General features: G+C 70.3%; 23 protein-coding genes and 1 pseudogene. 5 read left to right on the forward strand and 19 right to left on the reverse strand.

Annotated features, from left to right (window positions below; translation table 11 throughout):
* The first annotated feature begins 46 nt into the window (after window positions 1–46).
* On the forward strand, window positions 47–1,654 hold the full coding sequence (locus tag IF55_RS16190) for an FAD-dependent oxidoreductase (protein ID WP_048832032.1): 1,608 nt from the start codon (window positions 47–49) through the stop codon (window positions 1,652–1,654).
* 413 nt (window positions 1,655–2,067) lie between these two features.
* Here the strand turns inward: IF55_RS16190 and IF55_RS16195 are convergent, their stop codons facing one another.
* Entirely contained in the window at window positions 2,068–3,801 is a 1,734-nt protein-coding gene (locus tag IF55_RS16195) for an MFS transporter (protein WP_245661221.1), read from the reverse strand.
* A 90-nt stretch (window positions 3,802–3,891) separates the two neighbouring features.
* Here IF55_RS16195 and IF55_RS16200 point away from each other — a divergent pair, with 90 nt between their 5' ends.
* Together IF55_RS16200 and IF55_RS16205 are read left to right on the forward strand one after the other, a co-directional pair.
* Entirely contained in the window at window positions 3,892–4,521 is a 630-nt protein-coding gene (locus IF55_RS16200; RefSeq protein WP_030888726.1) for a TetR/AcrR family transcriptional regulator, read from the forward strand.
* Between the two features lie 61 nt (window positions 4,522–4,582).
* Window positions 4,583–5,032, forward strand: a complete 450-nt coding sequence (locus tag IF55_RS16205; RefSeq protein ID WP_048832033.1) for a VOC family protein — start codon at window positions 4,583–4,585, stop codon at window positions 5,030–5,032.
* 69 nt (window positions 5,033–5,101) lie between these two features.
* Here the strand turns inward: IF55_RS16205 and IF55_RS16210 are convergent, their stop codons facing one another.
* The 12 genes and pseudogenes from IF55_RS16210 to IF55_RS16265 all read right to left on the reverse strand — a co-directional run bounded on the left by IF55_RS16210 (window position 5,102) and on the right by IF55_RS16265 (window position 16,777).
* Window positions 5,102–5,518 carry an STAS domain-containing protein gene (locus tag IF55_RS16210; RefSeq protein ID WP_030888731.1) on the reverse strand — a complete coding sequence of 139 codons (417 nt, stop codon included), beginning with the start codon at window positions 5,516–5,518 and terminating at the stop codon, window positions 5,102–5,104.
* Between the two features lie 337 nt (window positions 5,519–5,855).
* Window positions 5,856–6,119, reverse strand: coding sequence for a hypothetical protein (locus IF55_RS16215; protein WP_030888733.1), 264 nt, complete (start codon window positions 6,117–6,119; stop codon window positions 5,856–5,858).
* A gap of 191 nt (window positions 6,120–6,310) precedes the next feature.
* Window positions 6,311–6,520: pseudogene (locus tag IF55_RS16220) on the reverse strand (hypothetical protein); the annotation flags it as partial.
* Window positions 6,521–6,655: 135 nt separating this feature from the next.
* Window positions 6,656–7,702 (reverse strand): peptidoglycan-binding protein, encoded by a 1,047-nt coding sequence (locus IF55_RS40620; RefSeq protein ID WP_037966565.1) that lies wholly within the window; start codon window positions 7,700–7,702, stop codon window positions 6,656–6,658.
* Window positions 7,703–7,778: 76 nt separating this feature from the next.
* Window positions 7,779–9,383: a hypothetical protein gene (locus IF55_RS16230; protein ID WP_030888742.1), complete on the reverse strand. Its 1,605-nt coding sequence runs from the start codon at window positions 9,381–9,383 to the stop codon at window positions 7,779–7,781.
* Between the two features lie 164 nt (window positions 9,384–9,547).
* Window positions 9,548–10,258 carry a hypothetical protein gene (locus IF55_RS16235; RefSeq protein WP_030888745.1) on the reverse strand — a complete coding sequence of 237 codons (711 nt, stop codon included), beginning with the start codon at window positions 10,256–10,258 and terminating at the stop codon, window positions 9,548–9,550.
* Entirely contained in the window at window positions 10,259–11,377 is a 1,119-nt protein-coding gene (locus IF55_RS16240; protein ID WP_030888748.1) for a hypothetical protein, read from the reverse strand.
* 8 nt (window positions 11,378–11,385) lie between these two features.
* Window positions 11,386–12,411, reverse strand: coding sequence for a hypothetical protein (locus tag IF55_RS16245; RefSeq protein ID WP_051776220.1), 1,026 nt, complete (start codon window positions 12,409–12,411; stop codon window positions 11,386–11,388).
* A gap of 57 nt (window positions 12,412–12,468) precedes the next feature.
* Complete coding sequence (locus tag IF55_RS16250; RefSeq protein WP_030888753.1) at window positions 12,469–13,413, reverse strand: phage distal tail protein; 945 nt, start codon at window positions 13,411–13,413, stop codon at window positions 12,469–12,471.
* 8 nt (window positions 13,414–13,421) lie between these two features.
* Window positions 13,422–14,723, reverse strand: a complete 1,302-nt coding sequence (locus tag IF55_RS16255) for a phage tail protein (RefSeq protein WP_030888756.1) — start codon at window positions 14,721–14,723, stop codon at window positions 13,422–13,424.
* A 4-nt stretch (window positions 14,724–14,727) separates the two neighbouring features.
* Window positions 14,728–15,933: a phage tail tape measure protein gene (locus IF55_RS16260; protein WP_030888760.1), complete on the reverse strand. Its 1,206-nt coding sequence runs from the start codon at window positions 15,931–15,933 to the stop codon at window positions 14,728–14,730.
* Window positions 15,934–16,213: 280 nt separating this feature from the next.
* The gene (locus IF55_RS16265; RefSeq protein WP_030888761.1) at window positions 16,214–16,777 is read right to left on the reverse strand and encodes a hypothetical protein; all 564 of its coding nucleotides are present in this window, start codon (window positions 16,775–16,777) and stop codon (window positions 16,214–16,216) included.
* Window positions 16,778–16,795: 18 nt separating this feature from the next.
* Here IF55_RS16265 and IF55_RS39420 point away from each other — a divergent pair, with 18 nt between their 5' ends.
* Complete coding sequence (locus IF55_RS39420; protein WP_157854516.1) at window positions 16,796–17,281, forward strand: DUF3592 domain-containing protein; 486 nt, start codon at window positions 16,796–16,798, stop codon at window positions 17,279–17,281.
* Between the two features lie 153 nt (window positions 17,282–17,434).
* Here IF55_RS39420 and IF55_RS16270 read toward each other — a convergent pair whose 3' ends face one another.
* The 4 genes from IF55_RS16270 to IF55_RS16285 form a co-directional block, all read right to left on the reverse strand.
* Window positions 17,435–17,800, reverse strand: a complete 366-nt coding sequence (locus tag IF55_RS16270; protein ID WP_030888765.1) for a hypothetical protein — start codon at window positions 17,798–17,800, stop codon at window positions 17,435–17,437.
* A 65-nt stretch (window positions 17,801–17,865) separates the two neighbouring features.
* Window positions 17,866–18,189: a hypothetical protein gene (locus IF55_RS16275; protein ID WP_048832034.1), complete on the reverse strand. Its 324-nt coding sequence runs from the start codon at window positions 18,187–18,189 to the stop codon at window positions 17,866–17,868.
* A 173-nt stretch (window positions 18,190–18,362) separates the two neighbouring features.
* Window positions 18,363–18,962, reverse strand: a complete 600-nt coding sequence (locus tag IF55_RS16280; protein WP_030888772.1) for a phage tail tube protein — start codon at window positions 18,960–18,962, stop codon at window positions 18,363–18,365.
* A 115-nt stretch (window positions 18,963–19,077) separates the two neighbouring features.
* A complete protein-coding gene (locus IF55_RS16285; RefSeq protein ID WP_030888775.1) occupies window positions 19,078–19,485 on the reverse strand; it encodes a hypothetical protein in 408 nt (135 codons plus the stop codon).
* 398 nt (window positions 19,486–19,883) lie between these two features.
* Here IF55_RS16285 and IF55_RS16290 point away from each other — a divergent pair, with 398 nt between their 5' ends.
* Window positions 19,884–20,147 carry a hypothetical protein gene (locus tag IF55_RS16290; protein ID WP_245661222.1) on the forward strand — a complete coding sequence of 88 codons (264 nt, stop codon included), beginning with the start codon at window positions 19,884–19,886 and terminating at the stop codon, window positions 20,145–20,147.
* 294 nt (window positions 20,148–20,441) lie between these two features.
* On the opposite strand, the gene IF55_RS16295 is transcribed toward IF55_RS16290, so the two are convergent.
* Both IF55_RS16295 and IF55_RS16300 read right to left on the reverse strand, forming a co-directional pair.
* A complete protein-coding gene (locus tag IF55_RS16295) occupies window positions 20,442–20,681 on the reverse strand; it encodes a MerR family transcriptional regulator (RefSeq protein ID WP_048832035.1) in 240 nt (79 codons plus the stop codon).
* Entirely contained in the window at window positions 20,678–21,445 is a 768-nt protein-coding gene (locus IF55_RS16300) for a hypothetical protein (RefSeq protein ID WP_063763973.1), read from the reverse strand. The genes IF55_RS16295 and IF55_RS16300 overlap by 4 nt, the downstream gene beginning before the upstream one ends.
* Window positions 21,446–21,545: the final 100 nt, after the last annotated feature.

Raw genomic sequence — 21,545 nt, forward strand, 5'->3', positions numbered from 1 at the left:
TCATCATAACTTGACGCGAACACTGTTCGTAAGTAGAACGGTGTTTATGACGACGAACGCGAATCAGGACATGGCGGCCACGGACGTGACCGTGGTCGGAGCCGGGCCGGTGGGCCTCATGCTCGCCGCGGAACTGGCGCTCTCCGGGGCCTCGGTGCAGGTACTGGAGCGGCTGACCGAGCCGGCCGCCGGAATGAAGGCGGGCGGCATCAACGTGCCGACGGCCGAAGCGCTCGACCGCCGGGGCCTGCTGCCCGCCGCCGAGAAGGTGCAGCGGGAACTGTTGGAGCGGGTCGGCCCGTACGTCCGTACGGCCGGCGAGCGGGCCCCGGACGGGACCCGGCAACCGACGAACAAGCAGGACCAGGGACAGAGGGGGGGCCAGACACAGAAGACGGGCGGCCAGCGGTTCACCGGCCACTTCGCGGGAATCGTCCTGGACGCCGACCTCGTGGACTGGACCGACCCCGACCTCGCCGGGCACGCCTCGGTCGACGGCGCCCGCATGGTCCCGCAGCGCGAGCTGGAGTCGCTGCTGGCCGACCACCTCGCGCGGTTCGGCGTGCCGGTGCACCGCGGGGTGGAGGTCACCGCGCTCGAAGACACCGGCGACGGCGTGCTCGTCGGCACCAGCACCCTCGGCACGGTACGTACCGGGTGGCTGGTCGGCTGCGACGGCGGCCGCAGCACCGTACGGCGCCTCGCCGGCATCGACTTCCCCGGCACCGACCCCGAACTCACCGGGTACATGGCGCTCGCCGAGATCGAGGACCCCTCGGTGCTCGCGGAGGGATGGGGGTGGACGCCCCAGGGCGCGTACCGCTACGGCCCCCAGCCCGGCCGCGTGGTCGCGGTGGAGTTCGTGGCCCCGCCCGCCGACCGCTCGACGCCCGTCACGCTGGAGGAGTTGCAGGGGAGCCTGCGCCGGGTCTCGGGCACGGACATCACCCTGACCGCGCTGCGCGGCGAGGCGTCCCGCTGGAGCGACAACGCCCGCCAGGCCGCGGCCTACCGGTCGGGCCGGGTGCTGCTGGCCGGCGACTCCGCGCACGTGCACTCCCCGTTCGGCGGCCAGGGACTCAACCTCGGCTTCGGCGACGCGATGAACCTCGGCTGGAAGCTCGGCGCCGTCGTGGCCGGCTGGGCGCCGGAAGGGCTGCTCGACACGTACGACGCCGAGCGCCGCCCCCTCGGCGCCTGGGTGCTGGACTGGACGCGCGCCCAGATCGGGGTGTTGCGCGGCGACCCCAAGTCGGCCGCGCTCCGGGAGGTCCTGATCGACCTGCTGAACACCCCGGACGGCGCGACCCACGCGGTCAAGAAGATCTCCGGCGTCACCCAGCGCGTCGACCTCCCCGGCACCCACCCGCTGACCGGCCGGTACGTCCCCGACCTGTGGCTCAGCGACGGCACCCGCCTGGTCGACCACGGCCACCACGGCGGCTTCCTCCTCCTCGACCGCACCCCGAACAGCACCTTCACCCACCTCGCCGCGCCCTGGGGCACCCGTGTACACGCCATCCCCGACGACAGTCCCTCGACACCGCTCGCAGTCCTGGTCCGCCCGGACGGAGTAGTCGCCTGGGCCACCGACACCACCGACCCTTCCGGCCTGGAAGCGGCCTTGCACCAATGGGCCGGCTCCCCTTCCTGACGGCCTCCTGTCGACAGCGCCCCTCGCCGTGGCCATGCCCCCGCCCCTGGCGATCGGCGCTCTCGCCTCGGGTGCGAGAGGCCCCCACCGCGTACGCCACGCCCAGGCCGTCAGAGCCCGCAACGCCTCGCTCGGCATCGCACTCGCCGCACTGTGCGCTCGCGACCTTCGTAGCCCTGCCCTACTGGGCGCTGTCGAATTGGGCAGAGAACCACAGCCGAACATCAGCCGGGGCTGCCGACCTCACACCAGCCCTCCACCCCGCCATCCCCATTCCCCCTGTCCGCCGCGTCCCGTGATCGCCCCATCCCGTGCTCGCCGCGTCGCCCTGCCCGCCACACTGTGCGGCGATGCGGTCGTTGCGGGCCACACCCGCCACGAGGCGGAGCCACCCCGACCGCGACCCACCCCGCTCAAGGGCCCGAGCCCGGGGCAAGTCTCGAGCCCACGGCGGGGGCCGAGCCCGGGGCGGCTACCGAGCCCACGGCCGGGGCAGGGGCGGTGTCCGCGGACCCGGTCCCCGCCCCACCTCCGGGCGCCGCCCCACCTCCGGGCGCCGCCCCACCTCCGGGCGCCGCCCCACCTCCGGGCGCCGCCTCGCGGTAGCGCTGCTCGCGGATGGCGAGCGCCACCAGACCGGCAGCCAGCGAGACGACGCCCGCCACTATGAACACGACATTGGTGGCGTCGATGAAGACGCCGACCGCCGCGCGGTACTGGTCCCCAGGCAGTTTCGACAGCGCTCCGGTATCCAGGTTGCCGTTCACGTCGGCCGCGCCCGCGGCGCTGCTGAGGTGACCGTTGAGGTAGCGCGCCACGATCGTGCTGTAGAGAGCGAACCCGGCGGTGGCGCCGAGCTGTTGGCAGAAGCGCAGCGAACTGGTGGCGACGCCGAGGTCCTCCTTGGCCACCGAACTCTGCATGTACTGGAGGCCCAGGCCGAGCGACTGCCCCATGCCGATGCCCAGGACGAAGCAGCCCAGGCCTATCAGCCAGTAACTGGTGTCGGGGCCTAGCCATCCGAAGAGGAGGAGCACCACGGCCTGGAAGATCCCGGCGGCGACGAGCAAGTACTTGAACTTGCCGAACAGCGTGACGATGCCCTTGGCCACCGGGATGGAGGCGAGGATGCCGACCGCCATGCACAGCACCAGCAGCCCGGAGCGGCCGGTGCTCAGCCCGCGCCCGATCTGGAGGTAGCCGCTGACGTACAGCAGGCCGCCGGCCACGCCGACACCGGCGATCAGGGACATCGGCATCATCGCCCGGAAGACCGAGTTGCGCATCAGCGCCAGCGACACCAGCGGTTCGGGCGCGGTGAGGCTGCGCCATACGAAGGCCACGGCCAGCAGCGCCGCGCCGGCCGCGAGCGAGAGGACGGTCGGGGAGCCCCACGCGTACCGTGCGCCACCCCACTCCGCCACCAGCAGGGCGCAGGCGCCGAAGCCGCCGAGCAGCGCGGCCCCGAGGAAGTCCACCTTCCGCCGCACCGGGTTGGTCGGCATCTTCAGCTCGAAGACGATGATGAGGAAGGCGGCGACGAGCAGCGGCAGATTGAGAAGGAACACCCAGCGCCAGTTCATGGCGTCGGCGATGAGGCCGCCCAGCGTCGGGCCCAGGGCCAGGCCGAGGCCGAACATCACCGAGGCCCCGATGCCGACCGCGTTGGACGGCTTAATGGGCCCTTCCGACGCCTCGTCCTCCTGATCGCCGAAGAGGATGCCGGTGACCACCAGCGTGATCGCGGTGAGCCCGCCGGCGCCCAGCCCCTGGACCGTACGGAAGACGATCAGCTCGGTCAGGTTCTGCGCGAGACCGCAGAGCAACGAGCCGACGGTGAAGACGCCGAGCCCGAAGATCATCAGCGGTTTGGCCCCGTACTCGTCGGCGAGCTTGCCGTAGAGCGGCACGACGATGCAGTCGGCCAGCGCGTAACAGGAGGTCAGCCAGGGGAGCTTGCCGATCCCGTGGACGGGGTCGAGGTCATCGACCATCTTCCACGACACCGCGGACACGATGTTGATGTCGAGGATGGACAAGAGCAGGACGGTGATGCACGCGGCGGCCACCAACTTGACCTTGGGCGTGCTCATGAGCAGGACCGGGCCGTCGTACACAGGTGCGTACATGCCCTTGGCTGGGGTCATGAACCTTACGCTAGGGCTAATTTTACACCGAGTCAAGCTTTATGACAGGAGTAACAGTACGCTGGGGGAACGACTTGCTACGATTCAGGCATGACGGAGCAATTGGGCCTTCGGGAGCGCAAGAAGCTGAGGACCACGGAGCACATCGCGAAGACCGCGCTGGAGCTGTTCCTGGAGCGGGGCTTCGACCAGGTGTCGGTCTCTGACGTCGCGGCCGCCGCCGAGGTGTCCAAGAAGACGGTCTTCAACTACTTCCCCGCCAAGGAAGACCTCGTCCTGTTCCCGATCCGCGACCACAAAGGCGAGCCCGCCAGGGTCGTTCGTACGCGCGAACCGGGCGAGTCGCCCGTGGCCGCCCTGCGCCGGCACTTCCTGACCGGGCTTCAGCAGCGCGATCCGATCACCGGGCTCGCGGACTACGAGGAGTTCCTGTCCTTCCAGGGCATGGTCATGTCGACCCCCAGCCTGAAGCTGCGCCTCCTGGAGCAGTGGACCGACAGCGAGGCCGTCCTCGCCGAAGCACTGGCCGAGGCCCTCGGCCAGCCCCCGACCGCCATCGTGCCGAACGCACTGGCCAGCCAGGCCATCTCGGTACAGCGCACCCTGATCGTCCGCAACGTCGAACGGATGCTGTCCGGCGACGACCCCGCGGCCATATACGAGCAGTGCGCCGCCGAGGCCGAGGCGGCCTTCGAACTCCTGGAGAAAACCCTGAAGTGACAACACATCAGTAACCGGCCCCGACTCAGAGGCGGGCCCGGAGCGGAGTAGAAAGACCCGTATGGAATTCACCCAGATACGTTTGCTGGTGACCGACTTCGGCGCCGTCTACCGCTTCTACCGTGACGTGCTCGGGCTCAAGCCGCAGTTCGAGGCCGAGGGCGGCCCGTACGCCAAGTTCACCGCCGGGCCGGGGCAGGCCGGGATCGCGCTGCAGGATCGCGCGCAGATGGCTGGAGTGCTGGAGCGGCTGGGGGCGGAGCCGACGGGGCATCGCGCGCTCGTCGTACTGCGGGTCGACGACCTGAACGCCGCACACTCCGAACTCGCCTCGCGCGGCGCGGAGTTCCTTCAAGGGCCGGCCCCCATGGGCGAGCGCATCCGGGCCGCGCACCTGGCGGACCCGGAGGGGAACGTGATCGAGCTACAGGAGTGGCTGGCCCTCCGCGACCAGCCCGACAGCGCGTCGGCGACCGCGTCGGCCTCGGCGTCTTCATCAGCACCGGAGTAGAAGGACGCGAGGAATACCGGGCGGGGCGGAGCCTTCCGGCTCGCGCCCGGTGCGGCCCAGCAGCAGCGGCTAGAACTCTTGCGACTGCGCCGCCGCGGAATGTTCGGGCAGGTCCGTGAAGAGGGTGCCCTGCCCCGTCGCCAGGCCGACCTGCTCCCAGACGCGCCCGTACCGGGTCAGGTGACGCACCGCGGCGGCGCTGCTGGACGTGGTGTGCAGCAGGCAGCCGGACCCGGTGCGCTCGATGAGCTTGCGCACGGCCGGGGTGGGCCCGGCCAGGAGCAGTTCCCCGCCGACCGAGCGCAGCCGCATGGCCTTGCGCACCAGGATCGCCAGCGCGTCGATGTTCAGCCGCTCCACCGCCGATATGTCGACGATGACGGTGGGGGCGGTGGCGTGGTGGCGAATCATGGCGGCCAGGCATTCCACCGTCTCCCACGCCCCGTCGGGCAGCAGGAGCAGGTGGTACCGCGCAGGTCGGTGCATGGCTTCGGGGCCTCCCGTCAACGGCCGTGAACGGCTGCGGACGCCGCACGACCGGAGCCGTCGGCTCCACCCTCGCGACGTGCTGACCGTGACAGAGACATACCCCCAGCCGATGCCACTACCCGGCCACCCGTGAGGAGTTCGACTGCGCCATCTGACGGAACGCGCACCGTTCGGCCGAACTACACCGCCCGGCACAGATTTTGCCGGCACCACCGCCTACGCCCGCCGGGCCGAGGTGGCGCCGGCGGACCGTTCGTATTCTGCGGCTCGGCGGGGCGAACCAGGGGCTCGCCCCGCCGAGTGGCTTCCCCGGAGGGCCTGGCGGCCGGCCCGGTCAGCGTGCCGCCAGTTGCCAGATGGGCAGGGCGAGCCCCACCACCGCGGTCAGCGTGGCGATGCTGGCCAAGGGCCAGCGGGCACGTTCCAGGGCGTCGAGGCGTGCCTCGTGGTCCGACAGTTGCCGGTCGCTCTGGTCGCTGCGCTGGACCAGCAGCGCCAGCGAGCCGTCGACCCGGGTGAAGCCCGCCTCCATCGCGCCGCGCAGCCGCTCCAGTTCAAGGGCGACCGCGGCCGTGTCATAGGGAGCGGGGTCGTTCACGCGCGCCCCCGGTCGTCGTTTCCGGCGGCCGTGCCCAGCACGGCGGGCCCGGCGGGTCCGGCGAGCCCGGCGAACCCGACGGGCCCGGCAGCTTCGGCGGATTCGACCGGCGCGACGGTTTCCGTGAATGCGACCGGCTCGACGGTCTCGGCCCGGAGAGGCGGCACGGCGGACGCCGCGGGCGCGCGCTCCGGGGAGGTGCGCAGCCAGCCCGGAAGCAGGTCCTGGACGGCGGGCAGCGCCATCACGCGGGCTAGCCCGCCGGCCACGGCCAGCGCTCCGGCGACCCAGGGCAGGCTGGCCGGGAGCCCGGCCGCGTCGACGATGGCGGGCAGTGCGAGGGCGAGACCGACGGCGGTCTGCAGGACGGTGCGCAGGGTGCGCTTGGCGGCTTCGGACATAGGTAGGTCCTTGCTGTCGGCAGTTCGGTGGATCAGTGGTTCAGCGGCGTCAGCGGCGTCAGCGGGCCAAGTCAGCGGGCCAAAGCCAGTAGGCCAGAGCCAGTGGTCCGGACGTCGGTGGCGCCGGCGGGCCGCTCAGGCCGTGTACGGGACCTGCAGTGCGTCCCACTGCCTGCGGCCCGGCCACCCGTCGCAGTACTCGGGAGCGTCGCCGAGCTTCCGCTGCCACTTGCGGAAGGACTCGCGGTCGGCGTCGGACCACTGCGGGCCGGGTCCCTCCTCGTACGCGGAGCAGCCCTCGGCGACCAGGCGACGGCCCATGGCGGTGACGAGGGGCGAACGGGGGGCGTTCCGGAAGAAGTCCTCGCCCGGGAAGGGGGCGTAGCGCGGGGTGTCGGCGCCGGGGATCTTCAGGGTCTGGCCGGCCTGGATGCGGTCCGGATCGGTGATGCCGTTGAGGGCCATCAGCGCCTCGACGGTGGTGTGGAACGCGTCGGCGATGGAGGAAAGGGTGTCGCCGGGCCGTACGGTGTAGGTTCCCGCCCCCGCGGAGCCGTCGTGCTCCCCGGAACCGTCGCCGCCGGAGGGCTCGCCCTTGAGGCGGCCGGCGACGCGCGAGCGCATGTCGGCCATGCTGAAGCCACGCGGGTCGATCTTGTTGTTGGTCCACTCCTTGTGGCCGATGACGCTGGCCGCGCTCCAGCCGTGGGCGCGGCAGACGGCGGCGGACACCCGCTCGATGGCCGCGAGCTGGGCGGCCGGCCACGGGTCGGCGCCGTCGCCGAGGTTGACGCACTCGAAGCCGTAGAAGCGGGTGTTGCCGTCGGTGTCGTTGGCGGTCGGGCGGGGCAGGGCGCTCTCGCGGACGACGGCGTTCAGGACGGAGCCGTCGCCCTTGCCCGCGTGGTTGGCACGGCCGTTGCCGACGAGGTGGACAGTGCCGTCCTTGGCGATGACGCCGTGGCACAGCGGGCCGGGCAGCTCGTCGTAGCCGTTGAAGCACATCTCCACGGAGGACGCGGTGCCGCTGGTGACGGTGTGGTGAATGATCACACCGTTGACCGGGCCCCAGGGGCCCTTGTGGTTGCGGTTGTGGGTGCGCCAGCCGGGGTGCTCGACGACGCGTACGCCTTCGGCCTTCAGGGCGGCGACAAGGGCGTCTGCGGTGAGGGGGGTTGCCATGTGGGTGCCTCCAGGGCGGGAAGAGGCCCCGCCCGGAGATCCCGGGCGGGGCCGTTGAAGGGGGAGGTGACGGCCGTCAGGCGAGCGCCATCCAGTAGCGCGTGCCGAGGACGGTGACGCCGGTGGACCAGTTGATCGAGGCCGGCAACGAGGTGTTCGACTTCGTCGGCGACAGCGCGGTGCGCGGGACGGCGTTGGAGGGGCCGAAGCGGCCCGGTACGTCGTAGCCTCCGTTGCCGGTCATGATCCGCGGGGAGTTGGCGGAGTTGGAGTACGTCAGCAGGAACGCGATGACGTAGATGCCGGGCTGGAGGGTGACGGCGGAGGACAGCGGGATGAAGGAGGTCGCGCCGCCCACCTCGTGGGTCTCCGGGTAGACCTTGCTCAGGTCGGCGGTCTGGGCCCGGCGCTTGCCGGAGGCGTCGTAGATCCCCGCGAACGACCCGGCCGTGATGCCGCCGGACGCTCCCGAGTAGCCCAGGGTCTGCACGCAGACGTTCTTGACGGCAGTGGCCTTCCGCAGCACGACGGCGCCGTAGTAGATGCGGCCACTGGCAGGGATGTCGCCGGGGTACGACGCGTTGAGCGCGCTCTTCCCGTCGCCCAGCCCCGGGTCGAAGGTCCAGGCGACGAACCCCAGGTCCTCCGGGGCCCAGTCGTTGGAGGAGGAGCCGTCCGCGCCGGCCGGGCCCCGCGGGCCCTCGGGGCCTCTCGGGCCGGTCTGGCCCTCGCCGACCTCGACCACGCTGCCGTCGGCGCGCTGCACGAAGAGCTTGCCGCCCGCCGAGTACAGGGACACCCCGTCCTCGGCCGCCTTGGCCGGGGCCGACCCGTTGGCCAGTTGGATCGCCCCCGCCGCGCCGGCGAGCCCTCCTGCTCCGCTGCCGACGCGCAGGTTGCTGGACACGTAGGCGTTGTTCGTCGTTTCGAGGTCGCCGGAGGTGTTGACGCGCACGTAGGACGAACCCGCCTGCACGACCAGCGGGTGCGAGCTGCCGTTGCCCTCGATGACGACGTTGCCGGCGACGCTGCCGCCGGAGGCGGACAGGGCGCCGACGTCCTCGGCGGTCAGCTTGACGTCCGGACCCGGCTTGCCGTTGACCGTGTCGACATTGCCGGTGCCGGGCGCGCCCTGGGGGCCCATGAAGTTGCCGACGGGCTTGCCCCAGTCGGTTTCGCCGCGCTGCCACAGGTCACCGGTGTCGGTGCGCAGCATCAGGTCGCCGCTGCTGCCCAGGGTCTCGGCCGGCGGGGTGTCCCCGGTGTGGATCCGGCTGCCGGGCGCGCCCTTGTCGCCGGGCGGCCCGGCGGGGCCCGGGACGGGCACGTAGTCGGGGGTGCCCGGGTCGGCGGGGGCGATCTCGGCCAGGTCGATCCGGGGGTGGTCGGCAGGCAGCAGGATCTTGTACGGGCGCCGGCCGGGCACCCCGGAGAGCCGTTCGGTGACGGTGTAGGCCCAGCTCTCCGGGTTCATGCCGGGGGTGTCGGTGGCGGGCAGGGTGACCTGCGTCCGCCCGTCGCTGTCGAGCCGGGCCTCGATGGGACCGCCGAGCATGACGTCGGTTTCGCTGTGGGTCAGCATCGAGGGCGGTTCGAAGGTGACGGAGCCGGAGAGCGGGCGGCCGTCCGGGGTCAGGTAGTGAGCGGTGACGGTGACGGTGGGGATGGATTCGGGAAGCACGAGGTGAGGTCTCCTCCTCTGCTGGTGGGTGACGGCCGACGGTGCGGCGGTGCGTACCGGGGCCGGCACGCGCGACGCGCGGCACCCGCGGCCCGGCCGGGACCGGGCCGCGGGGGGCGGCGTCGGAACGGGAAGTCAGGGAATCCGGAGGTCGGTACGGAACGTCAGGACTGGACTCCGTACAGGGCGCGCGGCGAACACCGCACGCTGCTGGTGTCGTTGGCCGCGCGGGCCTGGATCTGGAATTCGACGGGGCTGTCGTAGTCCACCCCGATGGGCTCGGTGAACAGCAGGGTGGTCTGCGCGGTGGGGCCGACCTGTCGTTCGTTCACCAGCAGCCGCAGCTCGCCGCCGTCGCCCGTGGCCTCCATGGCCACCAGGCAGTACAGCCGCGGGTGCTGCACGATGGCGTCACCGCTGTAGAGAGTGGTCCACTCGGTGGCCGAGGTGGACTCCCAGCGGGCGGTGTCCTGCGGGGTCGGCTGCGGGTACGGGATGTAGGGCCGGGCCAGCCCGGAGCCCTGCGCGTCGTCGGCCAGTACGGCGTTGCCGCTGTGGTCGAAGACCTGCACCGGCTGGCGGCCCGCGGCGTCGGGGGCCTGGCTCCGTACGGTCAGCGCGGCCTTGCCGTCGTCGCGCCGGACGACCATGCCCCGCTGCCGCGTGCCGTCGGGCCAGTCGGGGCGCAGTTGGCCGATGTGGACGAGGTCACCGCCGTGGCCCTTGACCTGGAACTGCCCGTCGTCGCCGATCAGGAGGTTGCCGTCGAGGACGTCGTTCATCGCGGGGCGGGTGTTGGCGCTGCCCATCAGGGCCCGCACCTGCCGTTCCAGATCGCGGATGCGGTCCAGCAGGTCGGTGGGGATCGCGGCCATCTACATCCCTTCGAGATAGAGCTTGGCGGTCTCGGCCTTGGCCCGCTCCGGCGGGGTCACGGCGAGGCCGACGACCCGGTAGCGGGAGTCGGAGCCCTCGGGGTTCCACAGGTCGTGGATGCGGAGCCGGACCGTGGCCCCGAGCAGGGCCGGGGTGATGCGGCCGTCCACGCGGACGGTCGCCTCGGGGATGACCTCGGGCATGTGGGCACGGGCCAGTTCGGCGGCGGCGAGGCCGTCGAGGGTCTTCTTGTCGCTGACCGAGCTGTTGTCGGAGGTGCCCTCCAGGCGGGGCCAGCCGGCCTCCAGGTCCGCGTCGAATGCCTTGACGTCGGACATGGTGGGGACCGACTCCTGGGCCTGGTTGGTGTTGTCGCTCGCTCCCCGCGCGACCCACACATTGGCCTGTACGGTCGCGTCGGTCGGGATGCTGTACGACAGCAGCGGCCCGGGGCGGTCCAGCACGATCTCCGAGGCGCCGGTACGGACCTTCGGGTGGCCGAGCTGGAGCCGCTTGACGCGCCGGGCGGTGCTCGGGTCGCGGTAGCAGTGCACCCGCCACTCGAAGCCGTCCTCCAGGGCGGCGAGCTTGTCCACCAGTTCCCGGACCCGGGCCACGTCGGTGCGCGCGTAGGACTGGCCGCGCCGCACACCGGAAAGCTCGCGTCCGTACTCGATGCCGATGTCGCCGCCCGGCTGGGCCTGGACGTGGTCGATCAGCGCCCGCACGATGTCGAACTGGTCGACACCGGTGGCCACCAGGTCGGTGGAGAGGATGCGGTGGTCGAGATACGAGTCGAAGGTGCCGGCTTGGATCTCCGCCGTCATCCGGCCCTGCTCGTCGCCGGCGGGGGTGCAGGTCCACAGGATGCCGCCCCACCAGATGTCGGAGCCGCGCTCCAGCCAGACCGCGGTGCGGCCGGGCTGGAGCGCGGTGCGCGCCCGCTGGGCCAGGTGCCGGTCGGGCAGCGGGACCGTGGCCCGCAGCGAGCCGGGCTTGCCGATGTAGTCGTCGAACTGGACGCCCGTCAGCGGCAGGCTGTCGACGACCTGGTCGGTGCGCAGGTCGCAGAAGAGCGCGCGGTAGGTGTGATCGGGCGTCGCGAGGTGATCGCTCATGGCCGTGCCTAGTCGGTGTAGTACGAGACGGCGTCGAGCGAGATCCACACGGGGTTGTCGAACCCCTCGTACGTGCGCAGCTCGCCCCCCGACGTGATCTCGACGCGGGTCACCGACGGACCCGTCCTGTTCTGCGTGCGCGGCGAGGCCCAGGCGAACTCCCGGCCGCCGCCCGGCCGCAGGTCGGGCGGGAGGACGGCGATGACGTCGCCGCTGGCGATGGGCTTCTCGTCGTTCCGGCCGATCCGGCCGCGCAGCGTCACCAGGCTGCCGGAGCGGCGCCAGGCGGCGTTCGTACCGTGCCCGGGGTTGCCGTATCCGGCGGCGAGCTTGAGCGGCTGCCAGCCCGTCACGTCCGGGTAGGGGCGCCATTCCTTGCCGTTCCAGCGTTCCAGGCCGACGGAGTCGGTGTCGCGGTACTGGCCGGGGTAGCTGCCCGGCGTGCTGTCGCCCGAGGTGCGCGGGACGATGCCGCCGACCGCGACGGTCGGGCGGCGGAGGTCCAGCACGGCGCCGCTCTGCCAGCCGATGCCGCCGGTGCCCGCCGAGGCGCCCGCGGGCACCGTGACAGCGGCCAGAGCCAGCGCCGCGGTCGGCGTCTGCGGGGCGACCGGCTTCCCGGCCGGTTCGCCCTGGATGACCTCCAGTACGGCGGCGGTGCGGTCGGAGGTGTCGTGCTGGGCGTCGTAGATTCGCAGGACGACCAGGTCGATCCGGGGGTTGTTCGGGTCGCCGTCGGCGAAGTCGACGGTGATGTGGTCGGTGACGGCGACCGGGTAGGCCCCGGCGGGCTCGCTGCTCTGGATGACGGCGCGGCCGGGGGCCACCTTCGCGGACATCCCAGCGGCGTCACTGAAGACGTACAGGCCTTCCAACTGGCTCCGGCCGTCCCGGGAACCGGGAATGATCCCGTCCCGCGAGGTCAGCGGGCCCGTGGGGGTGAGCGTGCCGATCGGCGCGAGCCGGGTGTCGACGCGGGTCTGGCCTCCATCCGCGTCGGTGCGGTTGACCAGCCAGGCGCTGCGTATGTTCATGTCCGTGCTCCATTTCTCCGGGTGCGTGGTGGGGTGGGGTGGGCGAGGGGGCGACCGTCACCAGTGCGCGTCGCGCCAGGTCACCGTCACCGAGGCGCGCGGATCGACCCGGCCGGGGGCCGACCGGAAGGCCAGCGACGAGGTGCCCGGCCGCAGTTGGAAGCGCTGCTCGGGGATCGAGGACGCGGTGGCGGTGTGGATGCGCGAGGTGGTGCCGTTGAGGGTGACCGTGCCCGCGGTGGTGTCGACGGTCAGGACGTCGGATTCGGCGAGGGCGATGTCGTACTGGAGCTGCGTGCCGTCGGAGAGGCGGGTCAGCGAGGGCCGCCGCACCGGGCCGCGGAACTCGACGACCGGGTTGACCGGCGCATCGCCCCCGTTGGTCGCGGTGACGGTGCCGTCGGCGATGAAGTCGGCGGTTCCCCACTCCAGCGGCCAGCGCAGACCCTCCGCGCCGCCGGCCCGGTCCGCGCCGTCCCACACCAGGCCCGGCTCGGGCACCGGCAGGGTGGTGCGCACGCTCTGCTCGGACGAGGAGAAGCGGCGCGGGTCGGTGCTCAGCCACTGGAGGGTGGCCTTGGCGACGCCCTGGGTCTGGTACGTACGGTCCAGCGGGATGACGCGGCGGTCCACCCGGGCCCGGCAGGCCAGGGTCTCGCCGTGCAGCCGCACGGCCAGCCACTGCTCGCTGTCGTGCACGCCGGTGGCCGCGCGGAACTCCCGCGCGACGTCCGCGGCCTGCTCCGGGCGGCCGGGCAGCAGCCAGACGGCCGCGGAGACGGTCCGCGGCTTGGCCCACTGCGCGCCGGGCCAGGAGCCGTGCTGGTCGGGCCGGGCCACGTCGGCGGAGTCGAGGCCGGGCAGGTCGTCCCAGCCGGTCAGCCCCGTGCTGTCGATCTGGTACGGCGTGCCGGGGCCGAAAAGGAGACCGGCCCACTGGATCTGCCCATCGCGGGTGATCAGTGAGCCGGGGGTGTCGGTGTTGTGCTGTGCGGTGGCCATGAGTGGCCTCACCTCCGTGTGTGTGCGCCGGTCCGGGCGAGGAAGAGGAGGTCCTCGGCGATGGCGTGGGCGCCGCGGCCGGTGGGCTCTTCGTAGTGGTCGAGATGGGGCCCGGCCGGTCCCGCGGGGCCGCCCGCGGCGAACGCGGCGGTCCGGGCGAGCAGCCGGCCGAGTTTGGTCAGCGGCAGGACGACCTCGGTCTCGCCGGCCTCGGCGAGGATGACGGGGACGCCTCCGGTACGGGGCGTGACGACGCCGCCCTCGGCGAGCATCGGGATCTTCGAGAGGTTCACCCCGAACTTCTTGCCGAGGATGTTGACGCTCAGGCTGTTGAGGCCGTCGATGACGCGGTTCGCGAAGCCGATCACGGCGTTGACCGGGCCCTTGATAATGCCGATCACGGTCTGCAACGCGCTCTTGACGATGCCGGCCATGCCGGAGAGCGTGCGCGACATCGCCGACTTGACCGTACGGAACGCCTTGGCGGGCCCTTGGGTCAGCCAGTTGAGCACCGGCTGGAGGACGCGCTTGAAGCCGCCCCAGACGGTGGAGATCACGGACCTGATGGCATTGGTCGCCGAACTGACGCCCGAGCGCACCCCGTTGAAGGCGCGGGAGAGCGGCCCTCCGATCGCCCTGATGACGCCCGAGATGACCGACTTGATGCCGTTCCACACCTTCGCCACGGCCGTACCGATCCCCTTCATCAGGGGCGTGACGACCTTCGCGATCGACTTGAAGGTCCTGCCCGCGAGGTCGAAGACCTGCTTCATGATCTTCTGCGCGGTCTTCGACTGGAGCGCCGTCTCGACGAGCTCCATGACGAAGGGCGCGACCAGCGAGATCAGCAGCCCCCAGGGGTTGGCCTTCATGGCGAGGTTGACGGCCTTGATGGCCTTGGAAGCGCTGGTCAGGCCCTTGCGGAACGGGCCGGTGAGCTTGGTGCCCGTCTTGGCGCCCTTGTTGGCGACCGAGGCGGAACGGCCCGCCAGCTCCGCCGACCCCTTGATCTTCTTGAGCTCCCGAGCGCACTGCTTGAAGCCCGTACGCCCGCGGTTCAGCCCCGGAGCGGCGGTACCCGCCGTCTTCGCGAACGCGGTGACCGAACGGCCCGCCACCCCGGCCCCGCGCACGAACTGCTTGGACTCCCGGGCGCTCTGGTCGGCGGAGCGCTTGACCGCGTCGGCGGACCGGGCGGCGGCGGCGATACCGGCGAGGTTGGCCCGTATGCCACGCTGCGCCTGGCCGAGGGCGGAGCCGAACCCCGCGAACGCGCCGGACGCGCCGGCCAGGGCTGCTGCCGCTGCCATGTCCTCACCCCCGGGCCTTGGCGAGGAACATCAGCGCCGCCGCGGTCTCGTTGGGGTCGCTGGTCTGCGTCGCGTAGTAGTTCTCGATGCGGAAGCCGCCGGAACCGTTCGCGGAGGCGGCCAGGGCCACGCCACCGGAGCGGCGGCCCAGCGCTGCGCCGGACAGCAGCCGGTCCAGCTTGGACAGCGGCATCACGGCCTCCGCCTCGCCGGCCTCGGCGACGAGCGCCGGCACGCCCCCGCTGTGCGGGCCGACAACGCCGCCCTCGGCGAGCCGCGGAATCCTCGGGATGCTGACCCCGAACGTCTTCCCACCGACGAAGGGCACCCAGCCCGGGATCGACACCTTGATCCCGTTGAGCTTGTCGATGGCGCTGTTGATGAGCCCGATGACGGCGTTGACCGGGCTCCGCACCGCGCTCTTGATGCCGTTGAAGGCGCGACTGGCGATGCCCGACAGCCCGTTCCAAGCGCTCGACAACGCCCCCTTGACCTTGTTGAAGACCTTGGGGACGGCCGAGCCGATCCAGTTGACGACCGGGCTGATGACGCGCTTGATGGCGTTCCAGGCGCCGGAGATCACGCTCTTCACCGCGTTCATCACCGTGGTGATGACTTTCTTCCACGCGTTGAAGTACGTCTTGATGACCGTGGCGACGGCCTTCACGACGACGGTGATGGCCTTCTTGATGCCGTTCCAGACCGTCTTGATCAGCTTGCCGATCGACTTCATGATCGGGCTGATGACCTTCATGGCGGCCTTGACGACCTGGCCGATGACAGCGAAGGCCTTCTTCATGACCTTCTGCAACGTCTTCGACTTGGTCGCCATCTGCACGACCTTCTCGATGAGCGGCGCCAGAAGCCCGAGCAACATCCCGATGATGTTGCCCTTCATCTCCTTGTTGAGCGTCTTGAACCCGCCGGCCGCCTTCTTCAGCCCGCCCTGGAACTTCCCCATGGCAGGCCCGCCCTTACCGGCCTCCTTCCCGACCTTGGACACCGCCCGCGCCGCCTGATCGGCGGCCGTCTTCATGCCCTTGAGCTCGCGGTTCGTCTGCTTGACACCGTTCTTGACCTTGTTGACCCCGGTCCCGGCGGTAGTGGCCTGCCGGCCGAGCGCGGTGGCGGACTTCCCGGCGGTGTCGAGGCCGGTTTTGAAATTTCTCAGTGAGCCGGAGGCTCTACCGAGGGCTTGCACTAGAGACATGTGTTATCCAATTCGCGGTGTGCGGTGCCGCGCGCGGCTCACCCCAGCGCGGTACATCAAACTATTGACGCGCGCCTCAATACCACGGATATCGAGAAGATACATAGATCAGACCGCTCAGATTCTCTAATTCCGTAAACCCGACCCAGGCGCCCTTGGCCGATGAATACCTGCGAAACGAGCACTGAAAGCGGGGCGGCACTATAGTGTCGGCCGACCACATACAGTTTCCCCACTCGACGCTCCGTCGAGACCTGTTACACCACAGGGGTATCCCTATTCATGATCCGGCCAACCTTCTTTCCAGCTTCGCTATCGCTCGCTCCATCCTCTCGACGTCGCGAATACTGCCGGTGGCAAGCTGCTGGTACAACTCACGCTGCCTACCTTCGCTCCTATTGGCCATACCTTGAGCTTCCAGGAAATTTCGAGACGACCTCTCGGCCCGAGCCTCATGCCGACCTATACGGCGCCCCACACGCTCACGCGACCTCCTTTCCCGCCTATTTTTGAGCATGTCCTCCGCCCAATTAATATGCGGGAATTGCCAGACCTTGACACCACCAATCGAAAGGCCGGTTTCATCGAACTTGATCGCGTCATACGCGAAGGTCGCGGCGGCGACATCGACCTTCGCCGTCGACGTGCTCCAGTACAGGCTCTGACTGGAGGCCGCCACGCCGTCGTGCCCCTTCCCCAGGGAATCGGCGATGGCGTCGAATTTATCGCCCAGTCGCGAGGAACCTAGGCTGTCCGAGGAAGCACCGAGTTTTTCGATCGTCTCCTTTACTATGTCCCGGATGAAATCCTCGGTGAACTGTCCAACACTTTCAGTTTCGCTCACACTTGCCTACCTTAATTTATGGCAGTGATAGACTCCCCGAAAAAATGTTCCACAGGGGAGGTAGTGGTTTCGATGCGCGGGACAATTGCAGAACTCGCCCTTTATCTCGTCATACTCGCGGTGGCGGCCACGTGTGCTTTTGGCGTGATCCGGATGAACGTAGGCTGGATCCGCCTGAGACGGGAGGGCCTGCGTGCCAACGGCGTGCTGGTCGGGGTTCTCGGAAGTCAGCAAGGGCTCAGGCCCGTCGTGAGATTCGAGGATTGTCACGGCAGATCGCATGAGGTGACAGGCGGCTCGACCAAGAGCCGTGTCCTGAATCCCGGGGACCCGATGGGCGTCCTGTACCTTCCCCGGAACCCATCAAAGGCAGAGGTACTTCCACTGCGCGGCCGCGTCGGCGACACCATCTTCTCTCTTATAGCTTTTCCCGTGCTGTGCCTGACCGCAATCTGGACGCTCAAGGAAGCGATTCTCGTCGCCAAGAGCGTTCTGCTCCCCTGATCGGAATGTCAATTACGCCCTATTTGCTGTTCCGCTCGGTCAGCGCAAACTCTGCACGCTTACGGCCCTAGCCATGCTCGCGCTCAGGACGATCTGCGTTTCGCCTACTGAGCGGCGGAGCGCTCACTGAGCGCTCCGTCCACCCCCGGCTCCTCAGCCGAAGAAGCGCAGGAGTTCGCCCTTCGTGGGGAGCCGCTCGGCGGGGGCCGGGGCCTCAGCGGGGCCGGGCTCGGCGCCGGCGCCGGGGGTGGGTTCGGTGGTGGCCGGGTCCCCCGGCCGCGGCACCGGTTCCGGATAGTCCGGCGGGTCGGACCCCTCTTCGCCGTTCATGGCGATGGTCATCCAGTTCGCCGCGGCGAGGTGGTCGGTGATGGCGGCCAGCAGGTGCTCGGCCGTGCCCCATTCCGTGACCTCGCCGTGCAGTTCGCGGTTGACGGCGCTGTCGCGTGGTAGCTGTCTGACGAGCACCGACAGCCGGCGGGAGGAGAGCCGGCCACGGTGCCAGTCGAGCAGGTCCACGCCGTAGTGCCGCAGCAGATCGGCTTCGAGAGCCTCGGCGTGTTCTTCTACGAACGCGTCGAGGCTCAGTCTTCCCCCAGGCCGAGCCCGGTCTCCTCGCCGTACGCCGCCAGGATCGCCGCGATGTCCTGCATCGTCAGGTCGTGCGCGTCGAAGCGCTTGAACTGCTCCTTGCCCAGGAGGAGTTCGAACAGGCCGTCGATGTCGTTGTCATCCAGTTCACGCAGCTCGCGGGCGGTGCGCCGGCCGATCTCGCTCGGCAGCTCGAAGGTGTCTCCGTCGAGCGTGAAGGACCAGGCCCGGCCGTGGGCCTCGTGCCGCTGGGCTCGGGCGGCGTTGACGTCGAACGCCGAAGACGAGATCGAGGACGAGGTCGAGGACGAGGACATGGATGTGCTCCTTTGTGGTGCGTACGAGATGAGGAAGGGGCGGGCGCCGCCGCGGGCCGGAGGGAGGGAGAGCGCCGCGGCGGCGCCCGCGATTCAGGTGGTCTGGTGGTCGAGCGGGGCCGGCGCCCGGTGGGACGTACGCCCGGAGTGGGACGAGCGCCCGTTCCGGCCGGTCAGTGCTTGTCCTCCACCGGGGCCTTCTTGTCCCCGAACGCCGGGTCCTTCATGATCCACGTCGCCAGCGGCGCGGTGCCGTCCTGCGGCAGCGCGGTGAAGGTGACGCCGAGCTTGATGGCGCCCTTGCGGTTGAGGTCCATGTCATCGGTGTCGGTGACCTGGCCGCGCGGGACGATGAAGCGGTAGCGGATCTCGTTGCCGTCGGTGAACTCCAGGCCGAGCGCCCGCTCCTCGATCAGCGCGTCGTCGGTGACGCCGAAGCTGTACGTGCCCGAACCGGAAGAGGTCTCCGCGACGTCCCCGTTGCCGTAGAAGAACGGCAGCGTGTTCTCGTTGAGCTGGAGCATGCCGAACTTGAGCGTCAGGTCGCGCTCGTCGTAGACATAGCGCGCGGCGCCGACGGTCTGCCAGGTGTTGACCTTGACGGTCTTGCCCTTGCGGCCGAACTTGACGCCCTCGGGCGCGGTGTAGCCCAGGTCCACCCAGCCGGCGCCCCACTCGGCGGTGGCGTCGGCGGGGGCGGTGGTGCCGACCTTGGCGACGAGGACACGGCCGGTGCCTGCGACGCGGATCTCGTTCGGGTTCATTCCGGACATGAAAGTCTCCTTGAATCAATGGTCGCTGAAATCAGCGAATGGCAAGCGAAATGGCAAAGGCCCCGCCCGAAGGCGAGGCCGGAAAAAACTCGGATGGCGGGTGCGGCGGAAAGGCTCAGACGGGACGGAGGAACAGCCGGGCCCGGGTGAGGTAACGATTGCCGGCCGGCCGGTTGTAGTCCGGAAGCCAGCGCGCGGCCTCCTCCTCGACGACGTCGGTGACGACAGCGCCGCCGTACGCGCTGCCGCGCAGTTGGAACAGCGCGGTGCGCGCCGACAGGGAGAGGGTGTGAGCGGCGGTCTTGTCGGGACCGTAGCTCTCCAACTCCACGATCGGCTGGTCGAGATGGAGGTCGTCCACCCAGGCTCCGCCGGTCCGCGAGACCAGCACCGCCTTCTGTGTGCCGTCGAAACCGGACGGCGGTCGGTTGTCGACCACGGCTCCGGCCAGTTCCGGCCGGTCCTTGAGGACGTCGACGATGAGGCGTTCCACGTCGGGGAACGCGAGCGGGCTCTCGGTCACATGAGCGCTCCTTTCACAACGAAGCGGCGGATGCCGTCGCCCTGACCGTGGGCACAGCTCCGCCGCTGCATCTATCGTGATCGAGATCGCGCGGGAGCGCAAGTCGTGCGCGCGAGTGCGCAATTAATAGGCTCTCGCTACCCGACGGGGTGTCAGACGGACCGGATAGATTATTGGATGAACAAGGACACTCCCGGGCATCCGTTGAGGACTGCACGCGGCCGGTTACGACCGGACCGTACGCGGCCGGAAACCACCGGTCCGGCGGCCGGCCGGACACGACGCATCGGGCAGGGGACGAGTCAATGCAAGGCGTTTGGGGGCAGCATGAGTGAACAGTGCGATTCGACCGAAGGCGGCCCGTGGTGAGTGAGCGCGGCGCACCGATCGTGGACGTGGTGACCGCCATCGTGGAAGTGGCGGCCGACTCCGGCCGCTCCGGAACCTTTACCGGCGACGTAGCCCACGCCCTCGCCTCGGTCGCCGACAAGGTGACGGAACGCGTCGTACGTGAAGCGGAGTTCAACGGTTTCGTCAGCGGCTGGCAGGAAGCGGTCTCGACCTCCTGCGGCCCGCACACCGGCGCGCAGGTGTACCGCATGCCCCGGCAGAGCGCGCCCCGTCAGAACAGCAAGGACTGGTCGGCACGCTCGGATCCCTGAAGACCGGCAGCACTTGTCACCACGACCGGCGGCCCCTCCCCCCCCACCCGCCGGTCGTGGGCCGCGCCCCACGACCCGAAACACCGAGTGAGTGAACAACCAAGCGCCCCGCGGCCTGAACGGCAGCGGGGCGCTTTTCGGTACGTACGGGACGAGACCGAATCCGCGGGCGGCGGACGCCGTACGACGCGGAGGGGAGTGGCCAGGGTGAGACAGGAGGAGGCGCGACAGGACGGAACAGAGCGGAACGGGATGAAGCGAACGGGGCGGGGCGAGAGGAGACGAGAGAGTGTGTCAGGAACGCACCGGGAACTCAGCGGCGTTCCCGTCCGGACCGATCTCGTGCGCTCGTCGCGTGGCGCGTTCGGCGGCGAAGACGTCCTCCAGGCGGAAGAGGTGCGCCCGCCCGCTGCGGCCGGCCGGGGAGAGGTGCTGGAGCTGCACCCACTTGCGGATGGTGTTCGGCACCACCCCCGTCTCCCGCGCCGCCATCGCGGTGGTGACGAGCGGGGCGTCGGCGTACATCGAGCTCATCGCCCCTCACCCGGTCCCTTGCCGGCGGCAGGGCGCGCGCCATCAGCGCCATCATCCGTCTCTCCGGTCGCGAAGCCGTCCGTGCCGCCGATGGTGCCGGCGCCGCTCGCGAAGCCGTCCACACCACCGCACGCGACGCTGTCGGCGCCCCCGCCCGGGCCGCCCCCGTCCGCTTCGCTGTCCGCGATATGCCCTGCCCAGCGTTCCCGGCCCCAGGAGTGCCGGTGCCGGCGGTCCGTACAGCAGGCGCACTCCGGGTCGTCGCACCGGCAGCCGGGGTTGATGCACAGCACGTCGTCGCGCTCGGGCAGGACGCGAAGCGACACCGACGCGCAGTACGGGCAGCGGCCGCGGACGCGTACCGGCGTCTCGGCCCCATCGCCAAGCGCTCGCGAGCAGCGCCTGGCCATCCGGCGGGCCTCACTGCGCACGTGCTCGGCGAGGACCGGCTGCCGTGCGACGCGGTCCAGCAGTCCGATGAGCCGTGTCAGCCGCTGTTCCACCGAGCCCTGCCGGGGGCGCGGGAGGCGCAGCTTCTCGCAGACCGCCTCCTCCAGTTCCACCACTCCATCGGTGATGTCCCGGATGGTGTCGGAGACGAAGAGCCGGAGAGGGACGTCGGGAGCCGAGCCCTTGCGCCCGCCCCGCACGGGGGACGGGAGGGAGGGAGACCTGCGGCTCGGAGCGAGTTCCTGGCTCAACTCGGGGAACTGGCGCCGCAGGGCGCCGAGCCAGAAGGCGGCGTGTTCGGTGGGCTGGGTCATCACATTCCCGTGGGTGTCGGAAGGCGAAAAAGGCAGAAAAGGCAGGAAAGGCAGGAAAGGGGCAGGAAAGGTGCAGGAAGGGCTGCGGCGGGCGCCGGCG

Source organism: Streptomyces varsoviensis (genome assembly GCF_000718635.1).
Lineage (GTDB): Bacteria > Actinomycetota > Actinomycetes > Streptomycetales > Streptomycetaceae > Streptomyces > Streptomyces varsoviensis.